The following is a 12,671-nucleotide window of genomic DNA, read 5'->3' as shown; positions in this document are numbered from 1 at the left end:
AAAGAATATTCCACCATTCCCATTCATTTAAATTAACGCGTTATGAAAAAACTTCTATCCGGAACGGACCACTTATTTCTTGTCCCATTACGGAGCCAAGCCGTTTTGAGCCGTCTGTGTTTCTTGGTGCTCTTATTTTTCAGCCTCGCTGCACAGGCACAGCAACCGGTGATTACAGGCAAGGTAACCGCAGATGCGGAGGCCATTCCAGGGGTTACCGTGCGGGTATTACACAAAACAGCAGGTACATTAACAGGGCCTGATGGTAAATTTTCTATCGCCGCCAGTGTTGGTGATACCCTCGTATTCAATCACATTTCGTATAGTGTATTGCGTTTCCCGGTAAAAAGCGGGGGGCCATTAAATATTGTATTGGAGTCGCTCTCTAAAACTGTAAACGAAGTAGTGGTAGTGGGCTATGCCACCCAGAAGAAGGCGACCCTCACCGGATCTATCTCCGTAGTAAAGGGAGCCGACATGCTACAAAGCCCGCAGCCCAATATCTCCAACTCCCTGAGCGGTCGGTTCTCCGGTGTTATTGCCAACAACCGTTCCGGTGAACCCGGATACGACGGTTCCGCCATCACCATCCGCGGACTGGCGACTACCGGCAACAACGACGTATTGATCGTAGTAGACGGTGTACCTGGCCAGATAGGTGGCCTGGAACGACTGGACCCTAATGATATAGAAAGCATCTCCATCCTGAAAGACGCCTCTGCAGCCGTTTATGGTAGCCGTGCGGCCAATGGCGTAATGCTGGTGACCACCAAAAGAGGTAAAAGCGGTAAGCCAGTGATCAACTACAGCTTTAACCAGGGTTTTTCGTCTCCTACCCGTTTGCCTAAAATGGCAGATGCGGCCACTTATGCCCAAATCAGGAATGAAATTCAATATTACACCCAGCCTGGTAGCGGTATGAACCAGATTTATTCCGCAGACCAAATCCAGAAATTCCGGGATGGATCTGATCGGGTAAACTACCCCAATACCAACTGGCAGGAGGCTACCCTTAAAAAAATGGCTACCCAAAACCAACATAGTCTTTCCGTTAATGGCGGGAGCGAAACAGTACATTATTATGTGTCGCTTGGTATGCTGGGACAAAATGGCATTTATAAAAATGGCGCCACCAAATATAACCAGTATAACTTCCGCTCAAATATAGACGCTGACATCACGAAAAGACTGAAAGTAAGTTTGTATGTATCCGGACGTGAGGAAGACCGTGTATTCCCCACTACCAGTGCAGGCGACATTTTCCGCAGCATCTACAGGGCTTACCCTACCGTATTGGACAGATATCCCAATGGCTTGCCTACTACGGGAATAGAACTCAATAACCCTATCATGCAGGCAACATCGGTGGGTGGCCTTAACCGTAATCCCAGCCAGATATTCAATGGTATACTGAAAGGTTCCTATGCCATTCCAGGCGTAGAAGGCTTGTCGCTCGATGGTTATTTATCTGCTGATAAATCCTGGAATTTTGGAAAATCGTTCAGTACTCCTTATAAGGAATATACCTATAACAATACCACTCAAAAATATGACCCAACAGTAGTAGGTGGCTCCGGTGGCAAAGCTTCCCTATATGAGTCGCAACGCAATGTGTCACTTATTACCACTAACATCAAACTGAATTACGCCCGTCGTTTTGGACAGCATAATGTCAACGCCTTTGTGGGATATGAGCAAAGCAAGAACGCGCTGGACACCTTTAATGCCTCTCGTTTAAACTTTCCTACACCACAAACACCAGAGCTTTCTCAGGGAGGATCAACTGCCACTGATAAAAACAATTCCGGCCGCAGCTACAACTTCACCCGTAAAAGTTACTTTGGCCGCATCGCATATGACTACCAGGAAAAATACCTCGTGGAAGTACAGGCTCGTGTAGACGGCTCCTCCACTTTCCCTGAAGGGAAACAATATGGATTTTTCCCTTCCATATCTGCCGGCTGGCGCGTAACACAGGAAGATTTTTTCAAATCCGTGAAGTTTATCAACGATCTGAAGATCCGTGGTTCCTATGGTACATTGGGTAATGATAACGTGGGGCTGTTCCAGTACTTCGATAACTACTCCATGGTAAATCAGTACGTAATAGACGGGCAAATTCATCCAGGTATTAGTTTAACCAAACTGGCCAACCCTTTTATTACCTGGGAGATTGCTAAAAAAATGGACATCGGCTTAAACGCCGTTTTCCTGAATCATTTCAACCTGGAGTTTATTTACTTCAAACAGAAACGTTCTAAAATATTGACCGCGCGGAATGCTTCCCTGCCACAAACTTCCGGTATTGTGAATCCATATGACAAAGACAACCCGCTGGTACCTGCTGAAAATATAGGAGAAGTAAACAGCGGTGGAATTGAAGCGACCCTTGGTTATGACAACACCACCAGCGGTGGCTTCCACTACAATGTTTCCGGTAACATGACCTATGCCAAAAGTAAAATCATCTTTATTGATGAAGCCCCCGGCCTCCCAGCCTGGCAACGCCAAACAGGTGGCCCAATGAATACCTACCTGCTGTACAATGTGGTAGGAATTTTCAGAACCGCTGATGAACTGAATAAATACACCCACTTACCGGGTGCGCAATTGGGAGATCTGATTTATGAAGATCACAATGGCGATGGTAAAATCAACGCCGATGATGCAGTAAGAACTAAATACGGTAACATCCCTGAAATCACTTATGGCATCAACTTAAGTGGCGATTACAAAGGTTTCGATTTGTCGATTTTATTAGCGGGTCAAACACATGTTAGCCAGTATGTACTGCCTGAATCCGGCACCATTGGTAACTTCTATAGCAGCTGGGCGGATAATCGCTGGAGCCCTAATAACATCAATGGTAGTTATCCACGGGTAGATGAGCGCGCTTCCTCTTCCGTAAATGGTGGCCGCTGGCAGAATAACTTCTGGCTGAATGATGCCTCTTTCCTGCGACTGAAAAACATTTCGCTGGGTTATACCATTCATGCCAACATTTTATCCCGTGCCAAGATTAGTGGACTTCGGGTATATGCCAATGCATTTAACCTTTTCACCATTACCAAAATTAAAGACTACGATCCGGAAGGTAACAGCACCTCCGGGCAATTTTACCCACAGCAACGGATCTTCAACCTGGGTGTTAATGTTAAATTCTAAATCGTAAAAAATCACGCAATGAAAACATCTCATATCATATATAGTCTGGGGTTAGTGGCAACAGGATTATTTTCTTCCTGTCAGAAAGACTTCCTGAATATCACACCAACCGATCGCGTATTGCCCGGCGCCGTGCTGTCAGATTCTTCTTTATTCGAAAATTATATTATCAACCGGTACCAGAGCGTTACCATGCAGGAGAAAGAAGGCGAAGGCTCCAATCCCGGCTTTGGCCGCGGCTTTGAATATGCGCTGTGGAGTTCCATCACCGACGAATCTATTTATAACAACGACGACTTTACCTGGATCATTCAACAGGGCCAGATAGCGCCTGAAAACACGGGTATAGCGGGAACCATCTGGGGAAGAAGTTATCGCAGTATCCGCGAATGTAACTTCGCTATTAATAACATTGATAGCGTGGAAATGAGCGTACCTCTCCATAAAAAACTGTTGGCAGAATTGCGTTTTATCCGCGCTTACCGCTATCATGACCTGATCCGCAACTATGGCGGCGTGGTGATGATGGGCAATAAAGAATATAACCTGACCGACAATCTCACTGATCCGGCGTTGTTTAAACGCGCTACCCTGCAGGAATCCATGGATTATGCAGTAGCCGAACTGACAGCAGCAGCAGCAGATTTACCTGTTAGCAATGATGGTAGCTGGCAGCCGGGACGTGCTACGCAAGGCGCTGCACTGGCATTGAAGGCCCGCCTGTTGTTATATGCCGCCAGCCCGCTGTATAAAGTAGGCACCTGGCAGGCAGCTGCAACTGCCGCCAAAGCAGTGATGGATATGAGTAAATATTCTCTGGCAGATGATTATAGCCAGTTATTTGTAAAAGGTAGCAATACAGAAGTTATTTTTGGCCGTCAGTATGCAGTAGGTGCCCGTCATGTGTGCCTGGAAATATCCAATGGCCCCAATGGTTACGGCGGCTGGGCAGGTAATTCGCCGCTGCAGAACATGGTAGATGCCTATGAAATGAATAACGGCAAACTGATTACAGACGGCACTTCCGGATATGATCCACAAAAGCCTTATGCTAACCGGGATGCACGCTTCTATGCCACCATCCTTTACAATGGCGCCAGCTATCGTGGTTCTGTGATACAAACATTCTCTCCAGGCGGGAAGGATGGGAAAGATGGTCCGTCTAACTGGAACGCCTCCAAAACCGGTTACTATCTCCGTAAATTCATGGACGACAAAAATCCTATAGATAACCCGTGGGATATTGCCGGATTACAGCCATGGATTTATTTACGTTATGCAGAAGTATTGCTGAACTATGCAGAAGCCCAAAATGAAGTATCCGGACCGGATGCCAGTGTATATGCTGCCGTTAATCAAATCAGACAGCGTGCCAGTGTGAAACAACCGGTACTTGCTCCGGGCTTATCCCAGGCGCAGATGCGGACAGCGATCCAACGGGAAAGACAGGTGGAGTTGGCTTATGAAGAACATCGTTTCTATGATGTGCGCAGATGGAAAATTGCCGACGTTACAGAAAACGCTCCTGCCTACGGTATGGACGCTACATCTACCGCCCCCGGCGTATATACTTACACTCGCAAAGTGGCGCTGGCAGGCCGTTTGTTTGCTGATAAAAACTATTGGTTGCCTATTCCGAGAGCAGACATCCTGGCCTCTAACAAAAAACTGGATCAAAATCCGGGTTACTAATTAGTAGAATTGTTCACGCAAAGCCGCAACAGCTGATGGAGGTAAAATACCGGTCAACAAGTTTTGAAAATAATCCACCTGTATTTTACTATTTTACAGTCTTACCCACCACCATGGTGATTGTTGGATGCTTACTTTTTGCGGCTTTGCGTGAACCAAACCGCAGCTACTATGAACATGAAAAAAATAATTTGCTCACTGCTGCTATGTGGTGCGCTACGGGTGGCAAATGCACAAAGTAGCTCCACTGTACAAGTATATATAAACCTCCAAAATACTGCGCAAACCATTCACAATTTTGCCGCATCTGATGCGTGGGCCTGCCAGTTTACCGGCAACTGGCCTGATAGTAAACGTGCACAGTTAGCAGATTGGTTGTTTAGCACGGATACCACACGTAACGGTCAGCCTAATGGCATTGGCTTATCTATGTGGCGGTTTAATATTGGAGCAGGGAGTACAGAGCAGGGCAACAATAGTGGTATTGGAGATGAGTGGCGTCGTGCTGCTTGTTTCCGCCATGCAGATGGTACTTATAACTGGCAAACACAAGCCGGGCAATTATGGTTCCTGCAAGCCGCCAAAGCAAGAGGGGTTACCCATTTCTTAGGATTCCTGAATAGTCCGCCGGTAGCGTTTACGCACAACGGCAAAGCATTTGCAGATAAAGGCATCTGCAATATCATGCCTGACAAATATGATTCCGTAGGTATTTTTTTGAGAGATGTAATACTGGGTATACAGAAAAATACGGGTGTTACGCTCGGTTATATCAGTCCTGTCAACGAGCCACAATGGGACTGGAGTGATGGTGGCCAGGAAGGATGCCCCTATAATAACGAACAGATATACGGTCTTACCAAAGCCATTGCGCAACAGTTCAGCGCCGCAGGTATCCAAAGCCAATTGCTGGTACCGGAAGCGGGGCAATTCAACTATTTATATGCCAGCGAAAACAAGCCGGATAAAGGTATGCAGGTGAAAGCGTTTTTCGATCCACAAAGCCCCACTTATCTCGGTCATCTTAAAAATATTTATCACGGTATAGCGGCACACAGTTACTTTACTACTTCACCTGCAGACACGGCCATCGCTATACGAAAAAGAGTAGCGGCCGCATTAAAAGGAATGCCTTTCTGGCAATCCGAATATTGTATACTGGGTGGCAATGCCGGCGAAATGGACGGCGGCGGCGTAGACCTGGGTATGGATGCAGCCTTGTATATGGCAAGGGTGATTCATACAGATCTGACCGTAGCTAATGCAGCCGCCTGGCAATGGTGGCTGGCCATATCGCCTTACAATTATAAAGATGGATTGATTTACATCGACAAAAATAAAACAGACGGAAAGATACACGATACAAAAATGTTGTGGGTACTCGRCAACTACAGCCGCTTTGTAAGACCCGGTGCTACCCGGGTATCGGCCGCATTGAATGATAGCGCCGCCGCAAATCAGCTACTTGTATCGGCTTATAGAAATACGGATAACAGTTTAAATGTAGTGGTGATTAACAGTAGCCAAACTGCTGCCAACGTGGCCATTCAATGCAAGCAACTACGCACCGGCAGTATGCGCAGCTATACCACCAATGCGCAAGGAAACCTGCAACCCGGCTATGTTTCCGGGCGTACGCTTACCGTGCCCCCTCGCTCTGTAGTAACATTGACAGGAAAAATAAACAAGTGATGAAAAAAATTAGTGTTGTTATTCTAATGCTGATATCCTGCTTCCAGTTGAAAGCACAGCATACCTTCCAGTTGGGTGACTCCACCTTCCTGCTGGATGGGAAACCATTCCAGATGATCTCCGGGGAGATCCACTACCTACGCGTACCGCGGGAGTCGTGGCGCGACCGCATCAGGATGGCAAAGGCCATGGGACTGAATACCATTGGCACCTATGTATTCTGGAATATGCATGAACCGGAACAGGGCCATTATGAATTTACCGATAACAATGACGTAGCAGCTTTCGTAAAAATAGCACAGGAAGAAGGCATGTGGGTAATATTACGTCCCAGCCCCTATGCCTGTGCAGAATGGGAGTTTGGCGGCTATCCTTACTGGCTGCAAAATAAAAAAGGACTGGTAGTAAGAAGTAAAGAACCACAGTATCTCAACGCTTATCACAACTATATTAAAGCAGTTGGCAAACAACTCGCCGGTCTGCAAATCAATCATGGTGGCAACATCCTGATGGTGCAGATCGAAAACGAATACGGCTCTTACTCCAATGATAAAGACTACCTGGACATCAACCGGAAAATGTTTATAGATGCGGGTTTTGATGGTCTCCTTTATACCTGCGATCCCGCCAACGACGTAGCCAACGGACATTTGCCAGGTTTATTACCTGCCGTAAATGGTGTGGATGATCCGGCAAAAGTAAAACAGCTGGTAAGAGATAACCACAATGGCAAAGGCCCGTTMTACATTGCAGAATGGTATCCTGCCTGGTTTGACTCCTGGGGCGAAAAGCACCATACCGTGCCTTACGAAAACTTTCTGGACAGACTCGATCGCGTATTAGCTGCCGGCATTTCCATCAACATGTATATGTTTCATGGCGGCACCACCAGGGGTTATATGAATGGCGCCAACTACGACGATCAGCATCCTTATTCACCACAGGTAAGCAGCTACGATTATGATGCCCCGCTGGATGAAGCAGGCAATGCGACTCCGAAGTTTATGAAATTCAGAGAAGTGATTGCCAGGCATTTACCTGCCGGCCACACCCTACCGGAAGTACCAGCGAAGAAGCCGGTGATCAATACACCGGTGATTACGTTTAGCCGTAGCAGTGCTTTATTAAACACATTGCCTGCAGCAGTAAAAAGCGTAGATCCATTAACGTTTGAAGATCTGAAACAGGCCTATGGTTATGTGTTGTATCGTACTACCGTTAGCGGTGGACAAACAGCATTGCTGAAAATAAAAGATCTCCGTGACTACGGTCTCGTGTTCATCAATGGCAAACGGGTGGCGATACTGGACAGGCGCCTGAAACAGGATAGCGTTGCGGTAACACTACCAGCAGGTAAGGTAACCCTCGAGATCCTGGTGGAGAATCTGGGACGCATCAATTTCGGTACTTATCTCCTGAAAAATAAAAAGGGCATTACAGAAACCGTACTGCTCAACGGGCAGGCTATCCATAACTGGCAACAGTTTAAGCTCCCCTATGATCAACAACCTGCAGTAAAAGCAGGAAAAGTAGCAGCAGATGCGCCCGTGTTAAAAGAAGGCAGCTTTGTACTGAACACATTAGGAGATACTTACCTGGACATGACTAAATGGGGTAAAGGTGTAGTTTGGATCAACGGCCACCACCTGGGCAGATACTGGCAGGTTGGTCCGCAGCAAACATTATACGTACCATCCGGCTGGCTGAAAAAAGGCAGCAATAAAATCACCGTACTGGAAATGATTAAGCCCGATGTGAATACGTTGCAAGGAATCGATCATCCAATACTCGACGTACAACAATAGCCTAACCGGCAAGATATAGAAAGGTAATGAGGCGGATATTCCGTTTCATTACCTTTTGCTTTTAGTAAGAAAATTATCTAGTAACCCTCCATTCCGCTACTGCAAATACTCTTGGATCGGTTTTTGATATTTTAATGCCATTACCTAGCTTTTTATTTTGTAGCCAATCATCCCGTAATTGCCTGTTATGAAAAGGACAATTTTGTTAGCTGTAATCTGCCTTATCGGCTTAAATACCTTCTCACAAAGCTTTATGCATGCCGTTGGATTTTCGGTATTTGTGGATCACACTTCCGGATTACGCAATGTTACCAGTGGCGCTATTACCTACTCTCCCCGTTATAACATGATGGAGAACAACCGGATGTCGGTATCCATAGGGATTCCGATGAGCTTTGGCGGCTCTGGTGGGGGTGGAGGCGTTCAGGAAGATGGCTACTGGATAGACGATGTATACTATTCCAACGGCTATTATGACACTGGCAAGCCGAAAGTTAAAAGCCGCTGGATGATAGATATTCCCCTGATTATTAACCTGAATTTCGGCGCACTCTCTACCAAAACCAACAAACAGACTTTCGGTTTTTATGTAGGCGGAGGCTTTGGCTACCACTATGGCCCGGTAAACCTGGATAAGGTAGACCGCTATGGGGACCATTTTAAAGATTCCACCATGCAAAATTCTTACGGCCCCGTGGGTAATGTGGGGCTGAGAATCAATTTTTCAAAACGTACCCGTCAAGGGTTAGACCTCCGGTTTTCTTACATGAAAAGTGTCAGCAAAAAACAACCGGAGATCTATGGTATGACAGCGATGTATGCTTTTTAATGAGGAATATTAATTCCCAGTCTTACAAAGTAAAATGCGCCCAGTGACCCCATTTGTACAGACGCGTATTTAAACACGCCAAAATAGCTGTTGCCATACACTTGTTTATCCGGGAAAACATCCAGGATGTTATTAGCGCCTATTGTAATMACCACCGGTTTCAGCGCATAACTGAGCGACAAATCCGTTACCACTTTTCCTTTATGTACCTGTACTTCTCCAAAGGGAAAGCTATTACGCGACACCTCTCCGAAATACACGTTACGCAGCAGTACACTGAACTTTTTGTAGCCATAGGTGAGTGATAAATTAGCTTTTACCCGTGGGGTACCTTCCGTAATCAGGATACTGTCGTTCGGCGAAAAGAAAATTTGCTCCTGCCCTTTCAAACCAGCTGGTATGTGCAGGTTACCCGTAATTTTATTTTTATTGTAGTTGAATCCTAAAGACGCATTAAAGCTGTGCGGCCCACGGCGGACATTATAATCGGCTACTACATCCACGCCTGCGGTACGGGTATCTATGCCATTGCTAAAAAACCGCGCAGAAGATGCGCCGAGAGGATTGATGATATGCTGTATAGCCGGCACCGGATCTCCATTGGCATCGAAGCCAAAACTACCGGTGAGTACAATCCTGTTTTTAATATCCGTGAGGTATCCATCTACAGAAATACTGAAGTTGTTACCCGCACGTGCGGTAAAGCCCAGGCTGTAGTTAACAGATGTTTCCTGTTTCAGCTTTGGGATACCTAATGCCGTCGATACCTTGCTGGGATTGGTAAAAAATCCTGATTGACCGAGGGTGTTATCCGGCAGGATATCTGTGCTCAACGCACTGAAATATTGCTGATGGAGAGAGGGGGCACGGAAGCCATTGCTGACAGCGCCACGCACATTAAACACATCTGATAGTTTATAACGCGTTGCCAATTTGCCGCTTAACGCCGTACCGAAATCGCTGTAGTTTTCGAAACGCGCTGCGGCACTGACCAACCATTTGCTGGTAACATCCAGTTCTCCATCTACATAAACACCCGTGTTATTCCGGCTTTTATGGATAACATTTTGGGGAGAAAAACCAGTAAAAGACTGCGAGCCCCCGGCCAGGCCGGAAGGGTTGGTAACAGTGCCATCCGGATTAGTGATCAACGCGTAATTTTTCCAGGAGGCTTCCTCACCCTGGCGGATACGGTAATCGTCTATCCGGAATTCAGCGCCGAAGGCCAGATTCAGGCCGGCAGCCACTTGTGCAAAACGGCGATTGAAATCGAGGTTCGTGGTATTTTGCAGGAACTCGTGTCCACCAGCTTTAAACTCAGTAGGCGACGCTTCTTTCAGGGAAGCATTCACGGTATGATCCACGCGGTAATCGAAACGGTTATCACCGAGGGTATTGCTGAGATCTGCTTGCCATTCGCCCAGCTTATGTTTCAGGCCTACGGCGATGGAGCGGTCGTGGATACGGGAATCGGTAGTAGGCTGAAAACCATTCGGGAAGATGCTATATACATTCACGGAAGGATCGCTGGGAAGGCGTCTGAAGCCGAATCCCTGGCCCTGGCGGTAGCTATAGCCACCGAAGGAATAGAATTCACTTTTGGCGTTGTTAAAGGGCAGTGATAAGTTATAGAAAACGCCACCATTCTTTATTTGTGCATCGCCGATCTGGAAATTGAAGTCATCTCTTTTCAGTCCTTTTTGTTTCAGCATGTCATCATCGTACTTACGGGAAGCAGCGGGATCATTGGTGAAGTCGTAAGCGAAATAATTGCCCAGCGCCGACTGATCAAAAATAATCAGGTCATTATTTTGCGCCCTGGTAGTTTTGCCCCGTTGGTAAGCTTCTCCGGTGATGTTGAGATAGCCACCTTGTTTACCCAGACCAGTGCCGTAGTTGAGGCTGAGTTGTCCCAGGCCACCGTCGCCGCGGGAGGTAACGCCACCGGTGATGGCTGCCGACAGCTGATGCGTATTCTGTTTCAGTATAATGTTGATAACGCCGGCAATGGCATCTGAGCCATATTGGGCGGAGGCGCCGTCGCGTAGTATTTCTATACGGTCAATGGCAGCTGCCGGGATCGCATTCAGATCTGTACCTACGGAGCCATTGCCTACTGTGCCCTGGTTATTGACCAACGATGTAGTGTGACGTCGTTTCCCGTTAATCAGCACCAGCAGCTGATCCGGACCAAGGCCACGGATGCTGGCCGGATCAATATGCTCACTTCCATCGGAAGACGATTGCCGGTTTGAATTAAAGGAAGGCGACACGTATTGCAGTAGTTGATTCAGGTCGTTTTGTGGCGCCAGTGTTTGTAATTTAGACAGATGAAATACGTCTATCGGCGCTACTGAATTCAGGCGGGTGCGACCGCTGCTGCGGGTTCCCACGGTCACTACTTCATTCAGGTTGCGCACAGCAGGTGCAGGAATCGTGTCCACACGCTGCTGTGCCTGCGCCAGATCGCTGAACAGTACAAGAAAAGAGGCAGGGATTAAAATTTTAATCATCAGTGGTATATTATTACTTGTGTGAAACGGTTACTTCTACACTCCATTCACTTCCACTTCCAATATGATGAGTAGCTGCAAAATTGCCCTGGTTGAGGGCAAAAGACAGCTGCATTAAGCTATTCAGGTAGCTGAGTGGTTGCCCTACCTTTACGGCGCCAAATGTTTGGCTGTATGGCGCATTGGTTTCGTATACCTTCTTCCCGTTATGGAAGAAAATTACGTGCAATACATCTCCGTATTTCAATCCCAGCTGGTTCACCAGATCAGTGGTGATATTGGTCCATATATTCCCGTACTGTACATCCAGAATAGAGATATTTCCTTTGAGCCTGCCACCTTCGAGTACGGCCGCCTGGTAAGGAATATCGACTACCTGCTGGGGTAATACATGGCCTACCTGCTCAAAGCTGATGGTACCTGCCGCCAGGCGGGCGGCGGTATAGGCATATACATCGCGGCCGTGGAAAGTATACGACTTTTGCGAATCTTTACGACGATTCACGGCTTCATCAATTTCCCTAACTTCGGCAATGCCTAAAGACTTTGCCACCAGGGTAAGGGTGCCGTTGTCTGGTGTCACGATAAAATGGCCACTCTTTGTTTTCAGTACCACAGATTTCCGGCTGGTACCTACGCCCGGATCTACTACGGACACGAATACGGTTCCTACCGGCCAGTAAGGAACAGTTTGTTCCAGGCGATAAGCCGCTTCCCAGATGTTATAAGCGGGAATTTCGTGGGTAAGATCATAGAGTTTCAAATCGGGAGATACGCCGGAAGCGACGCCTTTCATGGCAGAAACGGCGCCATCTTTCAGACCAAAATCAGATTGGAAAACGACGATTTTGTTTTGGGCAAATCCATAGCTGGTCGCCAACAGGAGCACCAGGCAGCTGATAAAATGGTGTATTACTTTTCTCATGGGTGTTAATTAGTCTACAAAAATAGTAGATTATTAGTAAATCAGTAAAA

Annotated in this window: 7 protein-coding genes; 5 read left to right on the top strand and 2 right to left on the bottom strand. The window is 46.9% G+C overall.

Annotated features, from left to right (window positions below; genetic code table 11):
* Nucleotides 1–42: 42 nt before the first annotated feature.
* The 5 genes from AC1DFM_RS30015 to AC1DFM_RS29995 all read left to right on the top strand — a co-directional run bounded on the left by AC1DFM_RS30015 (nt 43) and on the right by AC1DFM_RS29995 (nt 9,183).
* On the top strand, nt 43–3,165 hold the full coding sequence (locus tag AC1DFM_RS30015; RefSeq protein ID WP_477080476.1) for a SusC/RagA family TonB-linked outer membrane protein: 3,123 nt from the start codon (nt 43–45) through the stop codon (nt 3,163–3,165).
* Nucleotides 3,166–3,183: 18 nt separating this feature from the next.
* Nucleotides 3,184–4,857 carry a RagB/SusD family nutrient uptake outer membrane protein gene (locus AC1DFM_RS30010; protein WP_477080475.1) on the top strand — a complete coding sequence of 558 codons (1,674 nt, stop codon included), beginning with the start codon at nt 3,184–3,186 and terminating at the stop codon, nt 4,855–4,857.
* A gap of 171 nt (nt 4,858–5,028) precedes the next feature.
* Nucleotides 5,029–6,549 (top strand): glycoside hydrolase family 30 protein, encoded by a 1,521-nt coding sequence (locus tag AC1DFM_RS30005; protein WP_477080474.1) that lies wholly within the window; start codon nt 5,029–5,031, stop codon nt 6,547–6,549.
* Nucleotides 6,549–8,354, top strand: a complete 1,806-nt coding sequence (locus AC1DFM_RS30000; protein ID WP_477080473.1) for a glycoside hydrolase family 35 protein — start codon at nt 6,549–6,551, stop codon at nt 8,352–8,354. The genes AC1DFM_RS30005 and AC1DFM_RS30000 overlap by 1 nt, the downstream gene beginning before the upstream one ends.
* 187 nt (nt 8,355–8,541) lie before the next feature.
* A complete protein-coding gene (locus AC1DFM_RS29995; protein ID WP_477080472.1) occupies nt 8,542–9,183 on the top strand; it encodes a hypothetical protein in 642 nt (213 codons plus the stop codon).
* On the opposite strand, the gene AC1DFM_RS29990 is transcribed toward AC1DFM_RS29995, so the two are convergent.
* Complete coding sequence (locus AC1DFM_RS29990) at nt 9,180–11,696, bottom strand: TonB-dependent receptor plug domain-containing protein (protein WP_477080471.1); 2,517 nt, start codon at nt 11,694–11,696, stop codon at nt 9,180–9,182. The genes AC1DFM_RS29995 and AC1DFM_RS29990 overlap by 4 nt on opposite strands.
* 13 nt (nt 11,697–11,709) lie before the next feature.
* Nucleotides 11,710–12,621: an SAM hydrolase/SAM-dependent halogenase family protein gene (locus AC1DFM_RS29985; protein ID WP_477080470.1), complete on the bottom strand. Its 912-nt coding sequence runs from the start codon at nt 12,619–12,621 to the stop codon at nt 11,710–11,712.
* Nucleotides 12,622–12,671 lie beyond the last annotated feature (50 nt).

The organism is Chitinophaga sp. 05T412, from assembly GCF_056396465.1.
This window is presented reverse-complemented; position numbering and strand designations above follow the sequence as displayed.